At 40.4% G+C, this 23,624-nt stretch carries 21 protein-coding genes; 15 read left to right on the top strand and 6 right to left on the bottom strand.

Annotation, left to right across the window (positions count from 1 at the left end):
• Nucleotides 1-55: 55 nt before the first annotated feature.
• The 4 genes from M2448_RS03615 (at nucleotide 56) to M2448_RS03630 (ending at nucleotide 3,740) form a co-directional block, all read left to right on the top strand.
• Nucleotides 56-1,483: a glutamate synthase subunit beta gene (locus tag M2448_RS03615; RefSeq protein WP_280644923.1), complete on the top strand. Its 1,428-nt coding sequence runs from the start codon at nucleotides 56-58 to the stop codon at nucleotides 1,481-1,483.
• A gap of 149 nt (nucleotides 1,484-1,632) precedes the next feature.
• Nucleotides 1,633-2,118: a calycin-like domain-containing protein gene (locus tag M2448_RS03620; protein WP_280644924.1), complete on the top strand. Its 486-nt coding sequence runs from the start codon at nucleotides 1,633-1,635 to the stop codon at nucleotides 2,116-2,118.
• A gap of 113 nt (nucleotides 2,119-2,231) precedes the next feature.
• Nucleotides 2,232-2,777: an NlpC/P60 family protein gene (locus tag M2448_RS03625; RefSeq protein WP_280644925.1), complete on the top strand. Its 546-nt coding sequence runs from the start codon at nucleotides 2,232-2,234 to the stop codon at nucleotides 2,775-2,777.
• Nucleotides 2,778-2,981: 204 nt separating this feature from the next.
• Nucleotides 2,982-3,740 carry a C40 family peptidase gene (locus M2448_RS03630; RefSeq protein ID WP_280644926.1) on the top strand — a complete coding sequence of 253 codons (759 nt, stop codon included), beginning with the start codon at nucleotides 2,982-2,984 and terminating at the stop codon, nucleotides 3,738-3,740.
• A 57-nt stretch (nucleotides 3,741-3,797) separates the two neighbouring features.
• Here M2448_RS03630 and M2448_RS03635 read toward each other — a convergent pair whose 3' ends face one another.
• Nucleotides 3,798-4,397: a hypothetical protein gene (locus M2448_RS03635; RefSeq protein WP_280644927.1), complete on the bottom strand. Its 600-nt coding sequence runs from the start codon at nucleotides 4,395-4,397 to the stop codon at nucleotides 3,798-3,800.
• A 74-nt stretch (nucleotides 4,398-4,471) separates the two neighbouring features.
• Between M2448_RS03635 and M2448_RS03640 the strand changes: the two genes are divergently transcribed.
• Nucleotides 4,472-5,227 carry a creatininase family protein gene (locus M2448_RS03640; protein ID WP_280644928.1) on the top strand — a complete coding sequence of 252 codons (756 nt, stop codon included), beginning with the start codon at nucleotides 4,472-4,474 and terminating at the stop codon, nucleotides 5,225-5,227.
• 74 nt (nucleotides 5,228-5,301) lie between these two features.
• Here the strand turns inward: M2448_RS03640 and M2448_RS03645 are convergent, their stop codons facing one another.
• A complete protein-coding gene (locus tag M2448_RS03645) occupies nucleotides 5,302-5,910 on the bottom strand; it encodes a hypothetical protein (RefSeq protein ID WP_280644929.1) in 609 nt (202 codons plus the stop codon).
• A gap of 505 nt (nucleotides 5,911-6,415) precedes the next feature.
• Between M2448_RS03645 and M2448_RS03650 the strand changes: the two genes are divergently transcribed.
• The 6 genes from M2448_RS03650 (at nucleotide 6,416) to M2448_RS03675 (ending at nucleotide 15,670) form a co-directional block, all read left to right on the top strand.
• Entirely contained in the window at nucleotides 6,416-8,941 is a 2,526-nt protein-coding gene (locus M2448_RS03650) for an ATP-dependent Clp protease ATP-binding subunit (protein WP_280644930.1), read from the top strand.
• Nucleotides 8,942-9,246: 305 nt separating this feature from the next.
• Nucleotides 9,247-9,858: a DUF1629 domain-containing protein gene (locus M2448_RS03655; protein ID WP_280644931.1), complete on the top strand. Its 612-nt coding sequence runs from the start codon at nucleotides 9,247-9,249 to the stop codon at nucleotides 9,856-9,858.
• Nucleotides 9,859-10,543: 685 nt separating this feature from the next.
• Entirely contained in the window at nucleotides 10,544-11,023 is a 480-nt protein-coding gene (locus tag M2448_RS03660) for a methylglyoxal synthase (protein WP_280644932.1), read from the top strand.
• A 239-nt stretch (nucleotides 11,024-11,262) separates the two neighbouring features.
• Complete coding sequence (locus M2448_RS03665; protein WP_280645050.1) at nucleotides 11,263-11,607, top strand: translation initiation factor; 345 nt, start codon at nucleotides 11,263-11,265, stop codon at nucleotides 11,605-11,607.
• Entirely contained in the window at nucleotides 11,585-14,824 is a 3,240-nt protein-coding gene (locus M2448_RS03670) for a UvrD-helicase domain-containing protein (RefSeq protein WP_280644933.1), read from the top strand. The genes M2448_RS03665 and M2448_RS03670 overlap by 23 nt, the downstream gene beginning before the upstream one ends.
• A 246-nt stretch (nucleotides 14,825-15,070) precedes the next feature.
• On the top strand, nucleotides 15,071-15,670 hold the full coding sequence (locus M2448_RS03675; RefSeq protein ID WP_280644934.1) for a YigZ family protein: 600 nt from the start codon (nucleotides 15,071-15,073) through the stop codon (nucleotides 15,668-15,670).
• A gap of 51 nt (nucleotides 15,671-15,721) precedes the next feature.
• On the opposite strand, the gene M2448_RS03680 is transcribed toward M2448_RS03675, so the two are convergent.
• The 3 genes from M2448_RS03680 to asnB form a co-directional block, all read right to left on the bottom strand.
• On the bottom strand, nucleotides 15,722-17,056 hold the full coding sequence (locus M2448_RS03680; protein WP_280644935.1) for an NADP-specific glutamate dehydrogenase: 1,335 nt from the start codon (nucleotides 17,054-17,056) through the stop codon (nucleotides 15,722-15,724).
• A 429-nt stretch (nucleotides 17,057-17,485) separates the two neighbouring features.
• Nucleotides 17,486-17,758: a WG repeat-containing protein gene (locus tag M2448_RS03685; RefSeq protein WP_280644936.1), complete on the bottom strand. Its 273-nt coding sequence runs from the start codon at nucleotides 17,756-17,758 to the stop codon at nucleotides 17,486-17,488.
• Nucleotides 17,759-18,150: 392 nt separating this feature from the next.
• A complete protein-coding gene (gene asnB, locus M2448_RS03690) occupies nucleotides 18,151-19,821 on the bottom strand; it encodes an asparagine synthase B (RefSeq protein WP_280644937.1) in 1,671 nt (556 codons plus the stop codon).
• Between the two features lie 248 nt (nucleotides 19,822-20,069).
• On the opposite strand from asnB, the gene M2448_RS03695 reads away from it, so the two are divergent.
• The 3 genes from M2448_RS03695 to rpmA all read left to right on the top strand — a co-directional run bounded on the left by M2448_RS03695 (nucleotide 20,070) and on the right by rpmA (nucleotide 21,317).
• Nucleotides 20,070-20,591 (top strand): hypothetical protein, encoded by a 522-nt coding sequence (locus M2448_RS03695; RefSeq protein WP_280644938.1) that lies wholly within the window; start codon nucleotides 20,070-20,072, stop codon nucleotides 20,589-20,591.
• Nucleotides 20,592-20,722: 131 nt separating this feature from the next.
• Nucleotides 20,723-21,034, top strand: a complete 312-nt coding sequence (gene rplU / locus M2448_RS03700; protein ID WP_280644939.1) for a 50S ribosomal protein L21 — start codon at nucleotides 20,723-20,725, stop codon at nucleotides 21,032-21,034.
• A 19-nt stretch (nucleotides 21,035-21,053) separates the two neighbouring features.
• On the top strand, nucleotides 21,054-21,317 hold the full coding sequence (gene rpmA, locus M2448_RS03705) for a 50S ribosomal protein L27 (RefSeq protein ID WP_280644940.1): 264 nt from the start codon (nucleotides 21,054-21,056) through the stop codon (nucleotides 21,315-21,317).
• Nucleotides 21,318-21,402: 85 nt separating this feature from the next.
• Here rpmA and M2448_RS03710 read toward each other — a convergent pair whose 3' ends face one another.
• Nucleotides 21,403-22,845: a hypothetical protein gene (locus M2448_RS03710; protein WP_280644942.1), complete on the bottom strand. Its 1,443-nt coding sequence runs from the start codon at nucleotides 22,843-22,845 to the stop codon at nucleotides 21,403-21,405.
• A gap of 261 nt (nucleotides 22,846-23,106) precedes the next feature.
• On the opposite strand from M2448_RS03710, the gene M2448_RS03715 reads away from it, so the two are divergent.
• Entirely contained in the window at nucleotides 23,107-23,607 is a 501-nt protein-coding gene (locus M2448_RS03715) for a flavodoxin (protein WP_280644943.1), read from the top strand.
• Nucleotides 23,608-23,624 lie beyond the last annotated feature (17 nt).

A 23,624-nucleotide genomic window follows, 5' to 3' on the forward strand; every position in this document is an offset into this window, starting at 1 on the left:
AATAAAGAGCAACGAAACTAGTAAACTAGCATGCTTAAAAACCAATAAACTAAAAATGGGAAATCCAAAAGCATTTTTGACAGTAAAAAGAAAAGACGCAGGATACCGTCCGGTTCAGGAACGTATCCTCGACTTCGGAGAAGTAGAACAGACACTGAATACCGAAGACCGGCGTGAGCAGGCTTCACGCTGTATGGATTGTGGTATTCCGTTTTGCCACTGGGGTTGTCCGCTGGGAAATAAGATGCCCGAATGGCAGGAATATATATATAAAGGAAACTGGAAACTGGCGGCAGAGGTGCTGATGCAGACAAATGATTTTCCCGAATTTACAGGACGTATTTGTCCTGCACCCTGTGAAAAATCGTGTGTGTTGTCCATCCATCGTGCTCCGGTAACTATTCGCGAGAATGAAGCTTCCGCATTAGAACATGCCTTTAACGAAGGTTTTATACAACCCAAAATTCCGGCGCATCGCACCGGTAAGAAGGTGGCAGTAATCGGTTCGGGACCATCGGGGCTGGCAGTAGCAAATCAGTTGAATCAGAGAGGGCACGATGTTACTGTATATGAGAAAAGCTCACATATCGGAGGTTTGCTTCGCTTTGGAATACCGGACTTCAAGCTGAATAAGAATATTATCGACCGCCGCCTGAAACTAATGGAAGCAGAAGGTGTTAAGTTTGTCGTGAACACTGAGATAGGCAAAGATGTCAAAGGCAAAGACATCCTTAAAGAATATGATGCTGTCTGCGTTGCCATCGGTTCGCAGGTGCCACGTAATTTACCAGTTGAAGGGCGCGACCTGAAAGGAGTTTATTATGCGATGGAATATCTTACTGTGCAGAATAAACTGGTTGCTAAAGAAGAAGTGCCAGCCGATCAGATTATAGATGCTAAAGGTAAGAATGTGCTTGTTATTGGCGGTGGTGATACAGGTTCGGACTGTATCGGAACTGCTAACCGTCAGGGTGCAGCTAATATCCTGCAAATAGAAATTCTGCCAAAACCAAAGAAATTGGATGAAGTAGAAAACCCTTGGCCTAATCCGTTCCCTGTTGTACTGAAAACATCTTCATCTCACCTCGAAGGATGCGACCGCCGTTGGTCGCTCAATACCAAGCGTTTTATCGGTGAAGATGGTAAACTAACCGCTGTAGAATTGGTTGAGGTAGCTTGGGAACAAGACAAATCGGGTAAACATATAATGAAAGAAGTAGGCAAGCCTGAGATATTGAAGATCGACCTTGTATTTCTTGCTCTTGGCTTCGTACATCCGATACAGGAAGGGCTTTTGGCTGAACTGGGTATTAAGACCGATGATATACGCCATAATGTAGCCACAGATCAGAATCGTGCAACAAATGTAGCTAAAGTGTTTGGAGCAGGAGACTGCGTAAGCGGGCAATCACTAGTGGTAACCAGTATTGCTTCGGGTCGCAAAACAGCAGAACATATAGATGTATTTTTAGGCGAAATATAGTTAAGTATCTGTTAAATTTAGTTATCTTTGTCTGTTTTCGCGGTACAACAAAATATATTGTTTCATAAGTCGTTGTATCTTTGCGGGGTTTAGGAACATAGAAATTAATTAATCGATTATCAATATTATTAACTAAAAGAATGCCTATTATGAACAAAAAACTTATTTATTTATTAGCATTGGTATTTTCATTGGGTTTGTCATTTACTGCTTGCGGTGACGATGATGACGATCCGGTAGTAACATCTGATTATGCAAAAGAAATAGCCGGAACATATAAGGGTACCCTAACTGTGACTATCGCTGGACAAGATACTCCTATTGAGAGAGAGATAAAAGTCGAAAGAACTGCTGAAAACAAAGCAACAGTTTCTGTGATAGGCTTCTCTTTTGAAGGTATTGGAGAACTTGGAGACATCGTTGTAGAAAATATTCCTGTTAGCAAGAGCGGAGAAACTATTAATCTGGCTGAAACTAAGAAAGATGTAACTCTTAATATATTGGGAGTAGATGCAACTGTAAAAGTTACAGTATCTGGCACAGTGAAAGGTAAAGTAATAGACTTGAAGATACCGGTAGCAGAAGTTCCTGTCCTTCAAAATCTGAATGTAACTTTCAATGGCACTAAAAAATAAGAAGAAATTCTGTTAATTAATCTTTTTATTATATGACGAAGGGCGGTTTTTGGAAACAGAAATCGCTCTTCTCTTTTATAATTTGTATATTTATTGCAGATAATCACATTCTTATGAGTAAGACTACTTCTAACTATATACTACTGATAGCCTTTTCTGCCTTACTGCTTACATCCTGCGGTACACAGAAAACGTCTAATGCTACCTTGTATAATCCTGTAGAAGTAGCGGACTTGTCAGATAAGCTCGGGGTAAAGCTAAGCAATATAGACAAGGACGATGATAAGAATATGGGCTTGTATGCCGAAGTTTCCTTATGGTTGGGCGTTCCATACCGCTATGGAGGCTTATCACGCAAGGGCCTTGATTGTTCGGGTTTTGCATATCTTATATTTCAGAAAGTATATGGACTAAATCTGCCCCGTTCTACAGCCGACCAGTCTACTATGAGGATGAAACAAGTTTCGAAAGGCAACCTAAAGACCGGAGACCTTGTTTTCTTTGCTACATCTAAGAATAAGAACAGGATAAACCATGTGGGCATATATCTCAAAGATGGTGCTTTTATTCATGCATCTACATCGAAAGGCGTGATTGTCAGCCATCTGAATGAAGGATATTACAACCGCACATGGAAAAAAGGCGGACGCATACTGTGAGCTGCTATAGTTCTTAAAATAATATAAAAGATCAGAATTGTTAACTTGTTATTAAGCTGGATTACTTATTTTTATCCGGCTTAAAATTGAATGTTTTCGTTAAGCAATGAGTGCAGAATCAAATTTACTTGAATTATGCCATTGCGAGAACCAACGGTCACAGGAGTGAAACGTATGTAAAATACCTAATGAAATTGAACGTATATGTCTACACAACCTAACCTTTTGAGGATACCATCACTATTACTGCTTATTTTAATGGCATTTGCCCCTATATCGGCGACCAATCCAAAACAATCTAAAACAGGAAAAAAGAAACCAAAAGCGAAGTCTTCAATGACAACCAAAAAGGTTACTGTCGTACAGTCGACAGATAATGTAGAGATGACCACAGATGATGGTGCTACAGTCTCTTTACCAAGAGTAGACCAGACATTAATAGATCAATCATCTATTATATCTGATGCAGCTGATGATCTGTTTGCAGATGCTGATATCAATAAGTCTTTAGAAGCGTTGAAAGAAAAGCTGATGATGCAGAAAGAAATGCAGGAGCTTTCATCTAGACTGGGAATAACAATTACCGATGCTGCCCATATAGACCTGTACAGGGAAGTTGCAGACTGGCTGGGAACACGTTACAGAAGAGGAGGTATGAGCCGTCAGGCGGTAGATTGTTCGGGGTTTACAAATCTTGTCTATAAGAATGTATATAATCAACAACTGGATAGAGTAAGCACTACCATAGCTAACAACTTGAAAGAGTCTGTTGCAAAAGAAGATTTAATACCGGGTGACATGGTGTTCTTTTCTACATTCAACAAAAAATATATTAACCATGTAGGTGTGTATATCGGCGAAGGCAAGTTTATTCACGCGTCCATAAAGAAAGGTGTGATTGTGAGTTCCCTTGCAGAAGGTTACTATAGTAAGGCATGGAGAAAAGGCGGAAGAAACAACTAATAATCAAGATATAAATAATGGGAGAGAGGAAAGGTCGATAGTCTTTCCTCTTTTTATTTATAGATTTCGGGCATGTCTTGCCAACTCATCTTTTAATATCGTCAATCTGAGGCTTATCGTCTTGCTTGCCAGTTGATAATCTTTTTCATCATCCAACTGTTTATACCTGCGGACAAATTCATCGAGTGGATCTGTGTCCGAATACCCTTCAAAAATGCGATCTTTAGCCTCTTTTGCCTTTCTCGCTATCTGCGCAACATCTGCCAGTGAAGGTATAAGCAGCATTGTTTCGATCGCTTCATTAAGGAATTTGTAATCGAGGGCTGTCCCGAAATCCTTATCCTCAATGAATCTTAACCATTGATAAGCAAGGCTTAATTTCTCTTTTGTTACTCCTTCAATGGGTATATAGCATATGTCAAAGATAGCTTCACGAATACTCGAAACGGTTCTGTTGAGGTCGTATTTCTCCGCTTCATAGTGGGTGCTCGCCATCTTTTCGTCGCAGCCGGTCAGTTCCTGTATCTCCTTTATGCTTTTTGCCTTGAACAGATAGGCGCATTTTTCGACGTCTCCGTCATTTGCTTTCAGTAGCTGTAAAGCCTCACCCATAGGAACAGGAACTAATTTTCGTAGCTCTTTTATCTTGTCGGTCATATATTCTCTAATTTTGGGCAAAGATAATAAAAGCAATATCACTATCTTTACATCTGCTAAAAACAAAGAATATAATGAGTCAACAATTCGATATACTGAAAGCCATATATAATGATACTAAAGATGAAAAGTATCAGTATGCCATACTTCCATGGGGAGCAACCGAGCCGCATAATTACCATCTTCCATATCTTACCGACTGTTACTTGTCTCACGATGTAGCTGTCGATGCTGCCATCAGAGCTTATGAGCAAGGACGGATAAAAGGGATGGTATTACCTCCGATTCCGCTCGGATCACAAAATCCCGGTCAGCGCGAACTGCCTTTCTGTCTGCATACACGCTACGAAACGCAAAAAGCCATCTTAACCGATATTGTCGCCTCCCTCGATTATCAGGGTATCAGTAAGCTGTTTATCGTAAACGGACACGGAGGCAATAGCTTTAAAAATATGATACGCGATCTGGCTGTAGACTATCCTCACTTTCTGATCGTTGTGTCCGATTGGTTTGCAATTGTACCGCAAATCGGTTTCTTTGATGAAAAAGACGATCATGCAGGCGAATTGGAAACGTCCGTACTGATGCACTATCGCCCCGAGTTGGTAGACCTGTCTGTGGCCGGAAACGGAGTTTATTTTCCATTCAGGATACAGGCTCTGCGTGACGGAACCGGTTGGATACCTCGTAACTGGGCAAAAGTGTCGCAAGATACCGGAATTGGAAATCCTCTGAAATCTACAGCCGAAAAGGGCAGAAGGTATGTTGAAGCTGTAAGTAATAAATTGGCAGATTTATTTATTTCGGTAGTTGAAGACGAAATATATTAAGAGCCTGTTTAAAGTTGATTGGCAATCTTATTTTGTATTATTCAAATATATTTTCGGTCAAATTTAAACAGTTACTAATTCCCGCTTTCTCCTTTGCCTATGCCTAGCAGATCTCTGTAGGTCTTAATTGATTCGTAGTGGTCGTAACCGCTAAAATCTGATATTACTACCTGATTTGCTAGTTGCCATTCGTTGCCGATCAGTTTATATATCTGCATTTCGTAAGGCATGGAAATACTATATTCGCCTTTTGTTGAAGTATGATCTATTTTTAAATATTGGGAAGGGATAAAACGTCCTATTATGCAGAAATCTTTTATATTCAGACTACTGCGTATTATTTCATCTGTCTTTCTGGACATTTCGTCACTATAAAATAGATTTCCGGTAGAATCGGCGCTGATTGTAATATTATTTTTCTGATCAAAATTCTTATATTTTTCCAGTACTTCCTCTGTTTTGGGAATATATAGTATCGAATATTGTCCTTCACCCTCTTTCATGTATATCGAAGAAGGAATATCCATCATCAGGTCTACTGCCAGTTCCTTGTGCAAATCGAATCCCGCTGTTATTTTTTCAATAGCCTCATTGGCTGTCCCTTTTTCCTGTTTTCCTTTTTTTCCATCACTGCATGACAGAAATAAAAGTAATGATATTGCAACGACAACAATCTTTTTCATAACCCTGTAGTTTGCTATATAGATATAAATTAAAATAATGCACTACTTAGAATTAATAGTTTAGTCAAAAGTACAATATTTGTTCCATTAATAGGCAAAGGAAGGGAAGGTTTATACATTGGTATATTTCAGTACTAAAATAGGAATGGTTGTCTCCCGACAACCAATCTTCACTCCTAACCATAAATCTAATACCATGAAAAATACAGTACAAATGTATACAATATTTTTAAATAACCAAAACAAAAAGACATAAATATTATTTATTTAATATCATTATGATGTGAAATAAATGATTTATCAATCAAAATGAAATATTTAATTCAAGGAAATGAGCTATTTAAAACTTTAATCTTATCTTTGTAAGATATAGTAAAAACTTTATGGCATCATTTTTGTTTGAATATAAATAACTAGAGAAGTTAATTAAGATTATCGCTAAAAAAGGTTTTAGAAATTAATCTTATATTTGTAATAAACATACAGATCATCAAATAAGACGGTTATGGAAAATAATTTTTCACAAAGAGTTCGCAAGATCATGACTTATAGTCGTGAAGAGGCCGGACGCTTACAAACCAACTATCTGGCACCCGAACATTTGATGCTTGGAATTCTCCGCAACGGGGAAGGATTAGCCATACAGGCATTGAAAGATTTTGGAATAGATCTAGTTGAAGTTAAAGACAGTATTGATAATAACATATTAAAGCAACAGGAGGACGCATACCCAAACAGCGAAATAGTATTAAGCAAAAGCACTGAAAAAATATTAAAAATGAGCATACTGGAAGCGCGATTGACGAAAAGTCAGGAAACTGACTCGGAACATTTGCTTCTAGCCATTCTCAAAGATCATGACAATGTAGCTGCAACGCTGTTAGAAGAATATCATATGGATTATAACGGAGCATTTACCTATATTAAAAGTATGGGAGATATTATGCACAACAATAGTAAAGAATCGCCCCGCATGGGTGCAGACTTTACCGACGATGACGACGATGACGATGAAGCTGTAAGCGGAGGTTCGGGAAATGTGGGTACACAACAACCGCGCCAGGCTACAGATACGCCTGTACTCGACAATTTCGGTATAGATATGACAAAGGCTGCTTTGGAAAACAAGCTTGATCCGATAGTAGGCCGCGAAAAAGAAATAGAACGTCTGGCGCAGATACTTAGCCGCCGCAAGAAAAACAACCCTATACTGATCGGTGAACCGGGAGTCGGTAAATCGGCTATAGTAGAAGGTCTTGCCTTGCGTATTACCCAGAAGAAAGTATCGCGAGTATTGTTCGACAAACGTGTGATAGCTCTCGATATGGCTTCGGTAGTAGCAGGAACTAAATATCGCGGACAATTCGAAGAACGTATAAAAGCGATATTGAACGAGTTGTCAAAAAATCCGAACATTATATTGTTCATCGACGAGATACATACTATAGTAGGTGCAGGCGGAGCAACCGGATCATTGGATGCTGCCAATATGCTGAAACCGGCTCTGGCTCGTGGAGAAATACAATGCATCGGTGCAACAACACTGGACGAATACCGCAAAAATATAGAAAAAGACGGTGCGCTCGAACGCCGTTTCCAGAAAGTTATGGTAGACCCTACCACTGCCGAAGAAACATTGCAGATATTACATAATATCAAAGAGCGTTACGAGGAACACCACAATGTAAAATATACAGAAGGGGCGCTTGAGGCCTGTGTGAAACTAACTGACAGATATATCACCGACCGCAACTTCCCCGACAAGGCAATCGATGCTCTGGACGAAGCCGGTTCCCGTATGCATATTGCAAACATACAGGTACCAAAAGAGATAGAAGACCTCGAAAAGGAACTGAAAGAAGTCATCGATCAGAAGGGAGATGCCGTAAAAGCCCAGAAATACGAACTGGCAGCCAGCTTCCGCGACACACAGCGTCAACTGATGGCTAAACTGGATACGGCAGAGGCCGAATGGAAAGCTTCGCTGAAAGAAAAACCGGAGACTGTAGACGCAGAGATGGTTGCCGAAGTAGTTTCCATGATGTCAGGTGTACCTGTACAAAGAATAGGTGAATCGGAAGGTATTAAGCTTGTGGGTATGAAAGACAGCCTGAAAGCTGCCGTTATCGGACAAGACGAGGCTGTAAATAAAATAGTGAAAGCTATACAGCGCAACCGTATAGGACTGAAAGACCCTAACCGCCCGATAGGTTCGTTTATGTTCCTAGGACCGACAGGAGTAGGTAAAACGCACTTAGCTAAAATGATTGCCGAACAACTGTTCGACTCTGCCGATGCGCTGATACGTATTGACATGAGCGAGTATATGGAGAAATTTAATGTATCGCGTCTGGTCGGAGCACCTCCGGGATATGTAGGATATGAAGAAGGCGGATTGCTCAGCGAAAAGGTTCGCCGCAAACCCTACTCGGTAGTATTGCTCGATGAGATCGAAAAAGCCCACCCTGATGTGTACAATATACTGTTGCAGGTAATGGACGAAGGACACTTGACCGATAGTCTGGGACGTAAGATCGACTTCAAGAATACAATACTGATTATGACATCGAACGTAGGTACACGCCAGTTGAAAGACTTTGGGGGAGGTATCGGGTTCAACCGTCAATCGGCTGCCAATAGAGAATATTCGAGAGGCGTACTTCAAAAAGCACTGAACAAAACATTCTCGCCTGAGTTCCTCAATCGTGTAGACGACATTATAACATTCGATCAGTTGGATAAAACTTCTATCGAAAAGATTATCGACATAGAACTGAAAGGCTTCTACAAACGTATGGAAGAACTGGGTTACACAATCAATCTGAGTCAGGAAGCCAAAGATTTTCTTGCCGATAAAGGTTATGATGTACAATTCGGAGCCCGTCCGCTAAAACGTGCTATCCAAAACTACGTGGAGGATGAAATAGCCGAGCTGATACTTTCGGGTGCAGTAAAAGAAGGCGGTACTATAAGCTTTGAAGTGGACAAAGAAAAAGACAAATTGAAAGCTGTAACACAAAAAGGGAAATAAATATCTCACTCGATAGCGAAAGGCTGTGTCGGAAAAAACTGACACAGCTTTTTTATTTTATACTCTTCCAACAGGAAATATTATACACTTGTTTTAGAACTCTTTTTCGCTTCCTAAATACATCTGTCTTAATAATTCTACTTTAATATTAAGTTAATATTTTATTTATCAACTGTTTGCAGGGAAGTGTTGTCTCAAAATATGACAAGCTGAAATTTGGTCTGCTACACTTTTGCCGATAACTTTGAGAAACAACTTACAAATAAATTTCACGTAGAAAAAGACTCATCTAACACACAAAATTTATGAACGACGAATTTGAATATTACCTGATGGAGCGGAGTAATAATCAAAACTATCCTCTGCTAAAGGAAGACGGAACATGTAACTACCAGCATGTAAAGACACACATCGAAAATCCGTATATGACAAAGTACAGTTACAAAAATCCCGTTCCGCGAAGAGTGCAAACGGCAGATTACTATGCAATGCCATTCTCTATAGTATCGGATAAGATATATGATGTACTGGCAGCGATGAATCTGAAAAAGGTACAGCTGATACCCGTCATCGTTACAGGCAGGGAAAATGAGCTGTACGACAGGCACTGGTATATACATATATACAACAGGTTGAAAGCAATGGATATAAAAAAGTCGAAGTGTAACTGGATAGAGTCGATACAAATAGCCAATCCCATAGAAAAACTGGTACTCAACAGAGAGTATCTGAACACCATACCACTAAAAGACCGTTTGGTCTTCCGCCTTATAGAAAATTCTACGAAGCAAATATATCACGCATCCGTAGCAGAAGCCATTATGGCAACTAACCCTGTAGGTGTGCGTTTCATAAAACTGCAAACAAATGCACAAAATATAGATGTTTATAATACCAAAAGGGTGTTTGCTGTCTAGCACATCCTGCCGGGATTCATTTATAGAGAATCCAAAATACTCTTTTCGAATCATTATTTATGCGAATCAGTAGTTGAAATTATATGCTCTATTTCATTAGTCGTTTCACATACGCTTCGCTCCTCAGCGACCTGTCAACGGTTTGACGGCTGAAAGGGACGAACGGGCTATCGCCCCATCCCTTTCCACGCCGCCTGCACCGGACAGGCGCCCGCTTGCGTAGCTAATGCACAGAGTCGCGACGCACTGACAAAGCAGCATAATTGCCAGCCAATCGTGCGTTAGCCCGCGCCGTTAGCTTTATGGACGGGGTACCCGTAGGGTGAAAAAGGCGTGAAACGAAAACGTGTTTGAGCTTAGCTTCAAATGAATATTCTACAAACTTCTGAGCGAGTTTTTTCGTTTAGACTTTAAGCCCTTCTACGGGTCGTCCTATGAAGCGGGGCGCTAAAGACTTTTTGATTCCTTTTGGGGCTTTGGGCAAAAGGAATGCAAGCAATCTGTGATTGCGCGCAGTAGAAAATAAAAGAACCTATTATCTATCTGCCTCCATCCGTAGAAATGTTTAATGGTTCCTTAACCAAAATGACACAGAAATGTCTTATCTTTGGGATAATTAAGATCACAATCTATAAAGGGTATCCTGTTAGAAATTACCATACTTAAAACAGAAAATAATTCAGATATGAACAGAAGATTAACAATAGCGCTGGTAGCGCACGATCACCGCAAAGCGGACATGGTAGAATGGTGTTTTTATAACTCTGACTTTTTGGCAAAACATCACTTGGTTTGTACCGGAACAACAGGAACACTTGTAAAAGAGGCATTTGAAGAAAAGGGAATCAATGCGGACATCACCCGTATGAACTCGGGGCCGATGGGTGGAGATGCCGAGATTGCTGCTATGGTGGTACGTCACGAGGTGGATCTGGCTATTTTCCTGATCGACGACCTGAACCCTCAGCCACACGAAGCCGACATTATGATGTTGCTGCGCCAATGCCGCGTGCACAATGTACCTATTGCCTGCAACCGTTACAGTGCCGACCTGATGCTTACAAGCCCGCTGTGGGACAACGATGATTATGTTCCGACAAAACCGCGATACGAAGCATTCGACAGGGCTAATTTCGATGCAAGTTTCAAAAGGTTGAAAGATTAAGATTTTATTGGAACTTTATCTATAAGAATATAACAGTCAGCATTTAGCGACAAAAAGGTAACGAGAATTAAAAACAATGCGAATCCGTTACTTTCGTTACATTTTAGTTAAAATCGGGGTGTTGTATTATTGGGTGACAATGGATAAAAAGTAATAAGAATGAAAACAGCGCAGATTGACTCCGCTTCGCTCTGTCGAACGTTGTTTCGTTACATTCGTTACTTTTTAGTTAAAAAGCGATTATTATGAATGATTGGAAAGACCGTCTGAATGTGGTGTATTCCACCAATCCGGACTATAAATATGAGACAGAAAAAGAAGATGAGCAGGATACACAGCCTAAAGACAAGCAGCTACTGCGCATCTCTCTCGATAAACGTAACCGGAAAGGAAAAGCCGTTACCCTGATCACCGGATTTGTAGGAACAACCGATGACCTTGAAGCTCTCGGCAAAATGCTGAAAGTGAAATGTGGCGTCGGTGGTTCAGCGAAAGACGGAGAGATAATCATACAGGGTGATTTCAGAAACAAGATACTGGAACTTCTCCAGAAAGAAGGGTATGTCAAATCACGCACTATTTGACGATGAAATAAACTTGCAGGTTTACAAGGCATCGGCAGGCTCGGGAAAGACTCATCGCCTGACCGCCGAATATCTGCGCCTGCTTTTTTCTGCTCCAAATGCATACAGGCATATTCTGGCTGTAACATTTACCAACAAGGCTACGGACGAAATGAAAACCCGTATTGTAGCCGAACTGGCACGATTGGCTAAAGGTGAAGATTCCCCATACACAAAACTTCTGGCAGAAGAATACGGCTACAACGACGAGCAGGTAAAGAAAGAAGCTCGCGACACGCTTGTCCGCGTACTACATGACTATTCTGCATTCTCGGTCAGTACCATCGACAAGTTCTTTCAGCAAACCATGCGTGCCTTCACCCGCGAAATTGGGTTGGGCGGAGGATATAATGTAGAACTGGATACCGATAAGGTATTGGGCGAAGCAATAGACTCCATGCTTTACGATCTGGAACGCAGCGATAACAAGCTGCTGCTCGACTGGCTGATACGCTTCTCGGAAGAAAAAGTAGAAAACGGGGAAACATGGAACATACGCAATGACATACAGTCGCTATCATCCGAAATATTCAAAGAGAGCTACAAGGCATACAGCAATCAGGTACAGGCAAACATTGCAGATAAACAACTGATGACCGACTACAAAGATATGCTCTTTGCCATCATTCAGACTTTTGAAACCAGATCGCAACAGATAGGCGAAAAAGCACTGAATATAATGACCCGTTTCGGGCTGAAACCCGATGACTTCAAAGGGGGATCGCGTTCGGCATTTTTTAGCTTCCTCAAATGGGCTAACAAAGCTATAGAGGAGCCTACAAATACATTCCGCACACTGCCCGATGATGTGACAAACTGGTACACAGCCAAAACCGCAGCAGATGTAAAGGACAGGATAGAGAGTGCTTTTACAGAACTGAATGTATGTGTATCCGACATTATCACTCACTATGATGATTCGCGCATTTACCAGACAGCGTATGAAATAAATCGCTATTTCTTCACGCTCGGCATACTAGGCGATGTGGACAGGAAAATACGTGAGAATGCAGCAGAAAACAATATGATGCTGATATCGGACACTACCGAATTGCTGAACCGCATCATAGAAGGAAATGAATCGCCCTTTATCTACGAAAAGGTGGGACTGCGGGTCAACAATTACATGATAGACGAATTTCAGGATACATCGGGGATGCAATGGCAAAACTTCCTGCCACTTGTGCGCGACAGTTTGGCAGGAGGGAACAAAAATTTCATTGTAGGCGATGTGAAACAAAGTATCTATCGCTGGCGAAACTCGGACTGGAAGCTACTGGACGAACAACTGGATATAGATTTCAGACAAGAAGGTATAAACCACGAAACACTGGACACCAACTGGCGAAGTTCCCGCAATGTAATCGGATTCAATAATGCTATCTTTTCCATTGGTTCGCATCTCTTGCAAGATACATACAACAAACCATTATCCGATACGGAAGATAAACGCCTGCAACCGTTCTTTTCGCGTATAACGAAAGCATACGGTGAACTTTATCAGCAGATACCCGATAAGCATAAGGATAACGAAGGGCGTGTAAAGATAGAGTTTATAGATACGGACGAACATGTATGGCAAGACTATGTACTGGAACAGCTACCCTTGCAAATAGAAGAATTACAGGACAGAGGGTATAACTTGCAGGATATAGCCATACTGGTACGCACCAAGCGTGAAGGTGCAGATGTTGCAAACTGTCTGTTGGAATACAAAAGCAATCATCCCGATTCTAAGTACCGCTATGATATCATATCGGATGAAGCCTTGTTTGTAGGTAATTCTAAAAGTATAAAACTGATTATTGCATTACTGAAATACCTGCACAATCCGTTGGATGCCTCGCTGAAAACACTGGCCGTATTCGAATACTTCAAATACAATAACCAGCTAAGTGCAGAAGATGCTTTACAGAAATATTTTTCGGGGAACGAGGAACTTCCTGAAAATATAGCAAAAGAGCTCGACCGCATACGCGAACTGCCTCTGTATGAAATGACGGAAGAGATATTTGAACTGTTCCGCAACGCGATGGAAGATAATGAACAGGTATATATTCAGTCATTTCTGGATATGGTACTCGATTTCACTATCCGTAGTTCGTCCGATCTGGATGCTTTCCTGAAGTGGTGGAACGAAACAGGGGTAAACAAAACAATCTTCACACCCGATGGACAGGATGCTATACGCATTATGACAATACATAAGTCGAAAGGGCTGGGTTTCAATGTCGTTCTTATTCCTTTCTGCAACTGGGAAATAGACCACAGGCTGACTACCATACTGTGGTGCCACCCCAAGACAGAGCCGTTCGACCGTTTGCACCTTGTTCCTGTAAAATATTCGCAGAAACTGAAAAATACAATATTTGACTATGAGTATTTCGATGAACGGCTGCATGCCTTTATCGACAATGTAAATATATTGTACGTTGCTTTCACGCGTGCTAAGAACGAACTGATCGCTTTCGCTCCTCGTCCGAAGCGTGAAGAAATAAACAATATTGCATCGCTGCTCTGGGTCGGAGCTAATACTTCATCCGGCATATTGGCTGGCAAGCAAACTCATATCGACTTGCCGGAATATCTGAATGTAGAATCGGGCATATTCGAAATCGGGGAAAGCTATATTCCAAAGCTAAAGAAAGAAGCATCTCCTCTGGAAGAAATAAAGATAGACAGCCTGTCGAGTGTATCGTATGACGATCGCATTGGCTTATTGCTGAAGAATAAATATTACTTCACCGATTCGGGAAAAAGAGATTACGGAACACTGATGCACGAAATTGTCAGTAAGGTGGAAACCCTTGACGACATAGAAAAGGCTCTGGACGAATATTATATATCGGGTGATATAACTGCCGCCCAAAAGGCAGAAATAGGCGGGCTATTGGAAGACTACCTATCCGATCCTGTGGTTGCCTCTTGGTACAGTGGTGAATATAAGGTACTGAACGAAGTGCAAATACTGCAGCCGAAAGGATCGTTTAGCCGTCCCGACAGGGTGATGATAAACAAGGAAGAGGTAATAGTGATCGACTACAAGTTCGGAGAGAAGGAAGATAAGAGGTATATCCGTCAGATAAAATACTATGCAGACCAAATTCGCAAGATGGGCTATAAAGATGTAAAAGGGTATATCTGTTACATCACATTGGGGAAAGTTATTGAGATATAACCCCAGGGAATGTATAGCTGATACCTACCCGAAGTCTGCATCCGGACTGAGTATTAACGGAATTTCAGCCAATTTTGACATTTTTAATATACTGATAGTAAACTATTTTACTAAATGTAGCGTTAATATTATGTGTTTTTCATAGTATTAGATTTAAGGTTAAAAATGAAGATTGGTTGTCGGGATGACAACCATTTCTTTTTTATAAGGATTTATATTTTTGCAAAACTGCTATCTTTGTGTTATATGGAGGATATTTTCAGAACGATAACAGATGCATCTAAAGCTATCTATACGGAAAAGCGGAGTAAATTTATCGCTTATGCCATTCCTGTGAATACAGTTGAAGAGGCAAAGGTAGAAATAGACAAACTACGTAAGGAATATTACGATGCACGACATGTGTGTTGGGCTTATATGCTAGGTGCAGACAGGGAGGATTTCAGATCTAATGACGACGGAGAACCTTCCGGTACAGCCGGGAAACCAATACTGGGACAGATAAACTCTAATGAACTGACAAATATACTGATCGCTGTCATCCGTTATTTTGGCGGCATAAAGCTAGGTACGAGCGGGCTTATTGTCGCATATCGCGAAGCCGCTGCCGAAGCCATTCGGGAAGCCAGTATTGTAGAAAGGACGGTAGATTGTCGTATCTCGTTTGCTTTCGAATATCCGTTTATGAACGATGTAATGAAGATTGTCAAAGACCTTGAACCGGCAATTATCACTCAGAGCTACGATATGGATTGCCTGATGACGCTGGAAATAAGAAAGGCACGCTTCGAAGAGTTGGTAAGCAGATTGGAGAAGGTGGAAAGTCTCAGATTAATAGACGGTTAAATAAAAGAGCGACTGTTGTCTAACAATCGCTCGATATATTATAACTACTGATTATATTATCCCCTGTGCCATCACAGCTTTTGCAACCTTCATAAATCCGGCAATATTCGCTCCTTTCACGTAGTTTACATAACCATCGGCTTCAGTACCGTATCTCACACAGTTTTCGTGTATATTCTGCATTATCCATTTCAGCTTCTCGTCTACTTGCTCTGACGACCAGCTCAGACGTTCTGAGTTCTGAGTCATTTCCAGACCCGATACCGATACACCTCCCGCATTGGCAGCTTTGCCCGGAGCATATAGTACCTTAGCTTTCTGGAATATCTCTATAGCTTCCGGTGTGGATGGCATATTTGCACCTTCCGAAACGGCAAATATGCCATTATCAACAATCTTTTGTGCATCTTCTCCGCTGATTTCATTCTGGGTAGCCGAAGGAAGAGCAATGTCTCCTTTTTCACCCCAAGGGCGTGCACTCGGAACATACTTGCAACCGTAAGTCTCTGCATATTCGCTGATGCGGCCTCTGTACAGCTCTTTCAGTTCTTTTACATATTCTAGTTTCTCAGTGGTAATGCCTTCCGGATCGTAGATGTATCCGCTAGAGTCAGACAATGATACAGGTATAGCACCCAGTTCGATAAGTTTTTCGCAAGTGTATTGTGCTACGTTACCTGAACCCGATACGAGACATTTTTTACCTTTGATGTCTATATTCTTTGTTTTCAGCATTTCCAGCAGGAAGTACACATTTCCGTAACCTGTAGCTTCGGGGCGTATCAGGGAGCCGCCGAATGTAAGACCTTTACCTGTGAATGTACCTGTAAATTCGCGGGCTAGTTTTTTATACATGCCAAACATATATCCAACTTCGCGACCACCTACGCCTATGTCTCCGGCAGGAACGTCTGTGTCGGGGCCGATGTGACGCCACAACTCAGTAATGAAAGCCTGACAAAAACGCATGATCTCAGCTGTAGATTTTCCTTTAGGATTGAAATCAGAACCTCCTTTACCACCACCCATAGGCAGGGTAGTAAGCGAGTTCTTAAAAGTCTGCTCAAAAGCAAGGAACTTGAGGATAGAAGGATTTACCGAAGCATGGAAACGCATTCCGCCTTTGTAAGGGCCTATTGCATTACAGTGCTGTACACGGTATCCCATGTTGGTATGTGTGTTCCCTTTATCGTCGACCCATGTCACGCGAAAAGAAAAGATGCGGTCGGGAATACAGAGTCTTTCTATTAAGTTAGCTTTCTCAAATTCAGGATGTTGATTGTAAACTTCTTCGATTGATTCCAGTACTTCGTGTACTGCCTGATGGTATTCAGGTTCGTTAGGGAATCTGCGCTTTAAATCAGCTAAAACTTGTTCTGTTTTCATTATTAAGTTGACTTTTGATTTATGGATGATGCAAAAATACAAAAAAAATATCTATTTGTTAAATAAGTTGATAAAAAATTGACATTTTTTTCTTTTTATGAGTAAAGAGATATGAAAAGGACTTTTTGCACTCTTGCGGATCCATAATATCTTAGAGCCTGTTTAAATTTTACCAAAACATTTTGTTATCGTTCTTTTTTCGTTCATTTTCAGTCTCTTTTTGTCCGATTTTCCCCTTTCTTCAGCTTGAATAGCCCGCTATTCGCGCTTCAGATAAGAAAAAAATCATTCCAAAAATAGTGCTGAAAACCTAAACGAATAAAATTTAAACAGACTCTAAGTTTGTCTTCTTTCTCACTACAAATGCGTCATTCGAATATTAATATGAATTAATTTCATCATAATAAGGTATAATCGTTTTTTTACGTTTCACATCAGATAGTTCCGGTAGAAAAAAGGACTAGAAGTATATTCAAAAGGAATTACCTCATTTCCTGAAAAGTCTATTGCCCCGTATAAATCATTCACATTCCTTACGGGATATGTCTTTCCACATTCCGACGGGAAAATATAATGGTATTTGCCAAATGGAATAACCTCCTCCCCTTTAGAGTTGATCACACCATAGAAAATATCCTGTGAGTATGCCGAGAGGGTGAATAGAAAGGCGAATAATATGGCTGTTGCTTTTTTTATAGACATATGTAGTGTCTCTAAATGATTACAATACAATTTACAAATAAAGTAATTATCTCGGAAAAGAAAAATTATGAAAAAAGGTAACAAAGGTAACACTTCTGTCAGTCAACAGTGATCAGTCAACAGTGATCAAAAACTTGACAATTATCAATTACAGGAGCGAAGTGTGTGTAAAGGTCACAACTTTTTCAAATAATTTTTCTTTGCGCCTTCGCGTCTTTACGTGAGAAATATTTTAACTAAAACCCGACAAAATCCACATTTTTCTCTATTTCTTCAAAGATCACTTTTATTGTTAACCGTTGACTGATCGCCGTTAACTGAATATACCTTATAGATAAAACAACTCCCACCACATAACAAAAATGAGAAGACAACGCCTTCTCATTCTTCAATTATTTTTCGTAAGCCTCTTCGTGTACTGCCTTCACTGCTCGCCCCGATGGGTCTACCCTGTTTCTGAATGAGGCATCCCATTCCAAAGCCGTTGCCGTACTACATGCTACCGATGGTACTGACGGCACAGTACGCGCAGCCGAAGCCGACGGAAAGTGCTCCTCGAATATAGTGCGATACCAATATTCTTCTTTCGACATCGGCGGGTTGATAGGGAAACGCTCTTCGGCGTGTTCCATCTGCCTGTCTGTAACTTTCTTAGCGGCAAGCTCCCGCAGAGAGTCTATCCAGCTGTAACCTACCCCATCCGAAAATTGTTCTTTCTGACGCCATACCACACTATCCGGCAAGTAATCTTCGAATGCTTTACGCAAGATATATTTTTCTATTTTACCGTTACCACATATCTTATCTTTCGGATTGAGGCGCATAGCCACATCCATAAACTCTTTATCGAGAAACGGCACACGTCCCTCTACACCCCAAGCCGAAAGAGACTTGTTTGCCCGCAGGCAATCATAAAGATGAAGCCTGTCGAGTTTTCGCACAGTTTCCTCATGGAATGCCTTAGCATCGGGAGCTTTGTGAAAATACAAGTATCCGCCGAACAATTCATCCGACCCCTCACCCGAAAGCACCATCTTTACCCCCATCGACTTGATGAAGCGGGCAAGCAAATACATCGGAGTAGAAGCACGCACTGTTGTCACATCATATGTCTCTATATGGTAAATAACATCGCTAAGCGCATCCAGCGCTTCCTCCACCGTAAAATGTATTTCGTGATGCACCGTTCCTATATATTCGGCTACCTTTCGGGCAGCTACCAGATCGGGAGAATCTTTCAACCCTACTGCAAACGAATGAAGTTGTGGCCACCATGCTTCCGTCTTGTTATCATCTTCTATACGGCGGGCTGCATACTGTTTTGCAATGGCAGATATAATAGAAGAGTCCAATCCTCCCGACAATAATACTCCGTAAGGCACATCAGACATCAACTGCCGATGCACTGCACCCTTGAGCGCTGTCCTCAATTCGGATACATCTGATACATTATCTTTTACATTATCGTATTCCATCCAGTCGCGTTTATACCATCTTTTTACCTCTGTACCTTCTTTTGTGTACAGATAGTGACCGGGCTGAAATTCCTGTATATTCGGACATACTCCCTCCAGTGCTTTCAATTCGCTGGCTACATAGAATTGCCCGCGATCGTCATAGCCCATATATAATGGTATGATCCCCATATGGTCGCGACCAATAAGCATCAGGTCATTTTCAACATCATACAATGCAAAAGCAAAGATTCCATTCAGGTCTTCAAGCAGATCGGCACCTTTATCTCTGTACAAAGCCAGAATAACCTCACAATCGGAATGGGTAAGAAATTCATAATCGGGATATCTGCTCCTTATTTCTTTGTGGTTATATATTTCACCGTTCACTGCCAACACCAGTTTATTATCTTTACTGTACAGCGGTTGTTTACCCGAGTCGACACCGACAATGGAAAGTCTTTCGTGTGCCAGAATCGATTTATTGCCGCAATAGATACCCGACCAGTCAGGCCCGCGATGCCGAATTTTCTTTGACATTCGCAACACCTGCGCCCTTAATACATCTACATCCTGACTCAGATCAAACACTCCGACAAATCCACACATATTTTGCAATATTAGTTTTATATTATCAAACAATTTGACAAAAATATAACACTTTGATATATAAAACAAAATATTTAATCATTTTGTTTCAATTACAATTATTTTGATTTCAAATTGATCCAATATATAATATTCAGATGAGCGTTTCGTTATATCTGTATCCGATACGCTTTTAACTATACATATGAATACTTAAAAGAAATATATATTTATCTTTGTAAAACATTTACAAAACAATTTTTTCACACATGAACAAAAACATCCGTAATCTATTCGTCCTCCTTACTATCGGTATTTTTTCTTTTTCCTGCGGTGATGACGAACCTACAAAAGAGCCTACAATATTAGGTGACTGGTATGTGACAGAGCGTACTCTGACCACAGGCAACAAAGAAGTTGACGAAAGACTGAATAGCTGGTTCAAAGAAGACCTCAGGCTAAATGATATGAAAAGAACCTTCACTGCACTGAACGGCGACGATTGGTCTGAAGGTTCAGTAACAATCAGAGTTTATGATAAAAATTCATCCAGTGGCGAAGCCGACAGACCTGTAGACGGAACATACAGTATAGAAAAAGACATATTGCATATATCTGACAACCTTCTGGGAGTTACAGAATCCCAATTCTTTCTGGGAGAAAAAATATTGGAGACATATACCAAACTCACCAGAGCCCAGATCAGAGCACTGGCAATAGACGTAGGTGGATACGACAACCTAATCCCCGAAACTATAACCGGAGAGTTAAAAACGCGTTACGCAAGATAATATCGCCGGAAAATAATTTGATATTTCCGGAGCATTTTATTACCTTTGCCATCCGATTGCCAATAGGCCTACAAGTAACCGCACATAAAGTGGTTCGCCTCAGGCACATAACCTGTAAATTATAAAAACAGATGTACGTTATCGTAGACATTCAGGGACAACAAATGAAGGTTGAAAAAGACCAGAAATTATTTGTTCACAGAATCAATGCAGAAAATGGCTCTAAAGTAGAGTTCGAAAAAGTATTACTAGTTGACAAAGATGGAGCTGTAACAGTAGGAACCCCTACAGTAGAAGGCGCCAAAGTTGTAGTTGAAATCGTATCTCAGGCTAAGGGAGACAAAGTATTGGTTTTCCACAAGAAGAGAAGAAAAGGATACCGCAAACTAAACGGTCACCGTCAACAGTTCTCAGAAGTTATAGTTAAAGATATTATCGCTTAATCAGTAAAAACAGAAGAAAATGGCACACAAGAAAGGTGTAGGTAGTTCGAAAAACGGCCGTGAATCGGAAAGTAAACGATTGGGCGTTAAAATATTTGGTGGCGAAGTTGTAAAAGCAGGCAACATCATAGTTCGTCAAAGAGGTACAACTCATCATCCGGGCGAAAATGTAGGTATTGGAAAAGACCATACATTGTTTGCACTGACTGATGGAGTAGTAGCATTCCGCAGAAAGAAAAACGACAGATCGTATGTATCTGTAGTTCCTCAAGCAGAAGCTTAAGATACAAAATATTCATAAAAAACGAGGCTGTCCTTTTCTGGACAGCCTCGTTTTTCATAACATATATCATACAAAGAATAATAACTTACTCGCAATCGTTATATTCTTTTATCAATTGACCAATACTGGCTCTTGTATATTCGCACGTAGCCAGCTTTTCCTCTATCGCCGGACAATCGGCAACGACTAGTTTCAATTGATCCCGAAATGTTTTTGGACGCAATTCTATCACTGTCTGATCTCTTTTCTTATCTACAATGAACAGTCTCTGATTGCCTGCATATAAGGTCGTTTTAGGCAGATCACTTACCCTGTAAGCAAACACCTCTATTTTATCTGCTAATTTTACTCCGCCAAGCTTTAAAATGCCGCTTGTTAACCCCATACCATTTGATTGTTCCGGCTTGTACTCTATTTTACAATAGAATTCATCATAATCAGGTATATTAGAATTTATTACTTTGAAAGATTTCATCTGCTTCTCCCTGTAGTCTCTCTTCCTCTCTTTATTCTTGTCATCCAGATAGTGATGTACAGCATTCTTGTAGCGAGGAGCCATCACCCCCATATCGTCGAGCGGATATTCTGTCCCGTCGGGCAATATAGCCCTGAAGTCAATTTCGAAACGACCATTGATACTCTTCCCGTCCTCAAGCGTTAATATACCGGTAACAAATTTACCTTTACGAAATTCTGAGCGTATCCGATTATTCTGTGACTCAGCAGCCGCAAGTTGGGGTTTCTTTATCATATATGAATTAACCCCTTTACCCAGATAGTCATAAGTAATAAGACAATTAATTGCAGTTGTTTTGGCTGTGCTCAACTCATCCGCTTTTAGTTCATATTGCTTGTCGTCATAGGTATTCAGTATATATGTCGTTATACTTATTGCTCCTGCACCCTGCACATCTCGTCTTGCTCTGGCAACCAGATTATTCCTCTCATCTTTTATCAGGAAACCGCCGTCATTTGTATTTTCTAATACAGCCAGCAACTCACCCGTATTTTTGCTTACAACTCTATTATCTTTATAAACAGGCGCTAGCGAATCTACTTTAAGTTGTGTCTGCAGTGCAGTATTTGCTGTTTCTGATTTTGCATTGCTGTAATCTCTTTTCTCCACATACAGAAAATCAGTAATTGCCCTCTGATCCATTCCGGCAGCGGTAAAGAATTGGTATTTTTTTACCATAAGGTTCATAATAGCACTGGTCTGATTCAGAGTGAAACTTACCATTTCAAAAATTATCTCCGATTTTTTATCACTCAGTGTTGATGACACAATGTAATATTCGGGTTGTTGTCCGGGTGTAGCACCTGTCAATACCAATGTCGCATCTGATTTCAGGTCGGTAAAGGTATATACCTGATGTTTTTCAGCATCCTTGCTTATCTCCAGTTTAGCCACCTCGACTTTATCTATCAACATCATGCTGTTCTTCTTGTTATATTCTATCTTTTGAGCAAATAAACTTGCAAAAACAAAAAGAACAAAGGAAAGAATGAGTAGTAATTTTTTAATCATAGTATATTGTAGTTTTGTGAAAATTATATAGCACCTCAATAATAGTAATAAAGATTTAATCTACCAATTTTTTCTAACAATTTTTTCTAACAACTAATAAAGCGTACAGAAAGATAATCAATATCCGAAAAAGCTAAATTTTCACAGAATAGCAATAAACAATTAATATCAAATAAAAATATACCTATATATTGGTATTGTCGAAACTGGGCATATCCTTTTACTTTGCATCATATAATTATCAAAAAAAAAAATCATACAATGCCAAGAATAGGAATTTACTACGGTTCAACTACCGGAAACACACAGGAAGTGGCGGAAGACATTGCTAAAAAACTAAACGTTGACAAAGCCGATCTGCACGATGTAGCAAAAGCAAATGCAGATTATACAGCATACGATGTTGTATTATTCGGCTCACCCACTCTGGGTTTCGGTGACCTACAAGACGATTGGGAAGACTACATCGGAAAAGTAAAAGGAGCAGACCTTAATGGTAAAACAGTAGCCCTTTTCGGCTGTGGAGACTCTTCTTCATACAGCGATACTTTTGGCGATGCTATCGGAAAAATATATCAGACAATAAAAGATAAAGGCTGCAAGCTTATTGGTCAGGTAAGCACTGACGGTTACACTTACGATGACTCGGAGGCTATAGTAGACGGTAAATTCGTAGGCCTGCTTATCGACAATGATAATGAATCAGACCTGACTGACGAAAGAATCGAAAACTGGATTGAAGAATTAAAGAAATTCATCTAAAAAAAATATTGCAAAAA

The sequence above is a fragment of the Dysgonomonas sp. PF1-14 genome (assembly GCF_029892965.1).
In the GTDB taxonomy this organism is placed as follows: domain Bacteria; phylum Bacteroidota; class Bacteroidia; order Bacteroidales; family Dysgonomonadaceae; genus Dysgonomonas.

What these genes read in the sequence shown, in the direction of transcription:
- M2448_RS03680 (WP_280644935.1), bottom strand. Translation starts at nt 17,056, where the DNA reads ATGAAAACAGAACAAGTTTTAGCTGATTTAAAGCGCAGATTCCCTAAC.
- M2448_RS03710 (WP_280644942.1), bottom strand. Translation starts at nt 22,845, where the DNA reads ATGATTAAAAAATTACTACTCATTCTTTCCTTTGTTCTTTTTGTTTTT.
- rpmA (WP_280644940.1), top strand. Translation starts at nt 21,054, where the DNA reads ATGGCACACAAGAAAGGTGTAGGTAGTTCGAAAAACGGCCGTGAATCG.
- M2448_RS03660 (WP_280644932.1), top strand. Translation starts at nt 10,544, where the DNA reads ATGAACAGAAGATTAACAATAGCGCTGGTAGCGCACGATCACCGCAAA.
- M2448_RS03640 (WP_280644928.1), top strand. Translation starts at nt 4,472, where the DNA reads ATGAGTCAACAATTCGATATACTGAAAGCCATATATAATGATACTAAA.
- M2448_RS03675 (WP_280644934.1), top strand. Translation starts at nt 15,071, where the DNA reads ATGGAGGATATTTTCAGAACGATAACAGATGCATCTAAAGCTATCTAT.
- M2448_RS03655 (WP_280644931.1), top strand. Translation starts at nt 9,247, where the DNA reads ATGAACGACGAATTTGAATATTACCTGATGGAGCGGAGTAATAATCAA.
- M2448_RS03650 (WP_280644930.1), top strand. Translation starts at nt 6,416, where the DNA reads ATGGAAAATAATTTTTCACAAAGAGTTCGCAAGATCATGACTTATAGT.
- M2448_RS03625 (WP_280644925.1), top strand. Translation starts at nt 2,232, where the DNA reads ATGAGTAAGACTACTTCTAACTATATACTACTGATAGCCTTTTCTGCC.
- M2448_RS03715 (WP_280644943.1), top strand. Translation starts at nt 23,107, where the DNA reads ATGCCAAGAATAGGAATTTACTACGGTTCAACTACCGGAAACACACAG.
- M2448_RS03645 (WP_280644929.1), bottom strand. Translation starts at nt 5,910, where the DNA reads ATGAAAAAGATTGTTGTCGTTGCAATATCATTACTTTTATTTCTGTCA.
- M2448_RS03620 (WP_280644924.1), top strand. Translation starts at nt 1,633, where the DNA reads ATGAACAAAAAACTTATTTATTTATTAGCATTGGTATTTTCATTGGGT.
- M2448_RS03670 (WP_280644933.1), top strand. Translation starts at nt 11,585, where the DNA reads ATGTCAAATCACGCACTATTTGACGATGAAATAAACTTGCAGGTTTAC.
- M2448_RS03630 (WP_280644926.1), top strand. Translation starts at nt 2,982, where the DNA reads ATGTCTACACAACCTAACCTTTTGAGGATACCATCACTATTACTGCTT.
- M2448_RS03615 (WP_280644923.1), top strand. Translation starts at nt 56, where the DNA reads ATGGGAAATCCAAAAGCATTTTTGACAGTAAAAAGAAAAGACGCAGGA.
- rplU (WP_280644939.1), top strand. Translation starts at nt 20,723, where the DNA reads ATGTACGTTATCGTAGACATTCAGGGACAACAAATGAAGGTTGAAAAA.
- M2448_RS03695 (WP_280644938.1), top strand. Translation starts at nt 20,070, where the DNA reads ATGAACAAAAACATCCGTAATCTATTCGTCCTCCTTACTATCGGTATT.
- asnB (WP_280644937.1), bottom strand. Translation starts at nt 19,821, where the DNA reads ATGTGTGGATTTGTCGGAGTGTTTGATCTGAGTCAGGATGTAGATGTA.
- M2448_RS03685 (WP_280644936.1), bottom strand. Translation starts at nt 17,758, where the DNA reads ATGTCTATAAAAAAAGCAACAGCCATATTATTCGCCTTTCTATTCACC.
- M2448_RS03635 (WP_280644927.1), bottom strand. Translation starts at nt 4,397, where the DNA reads ATGACCGACAAGATAAAAGAGCTACGAAAATTAGTTCCTGTTCCTATG.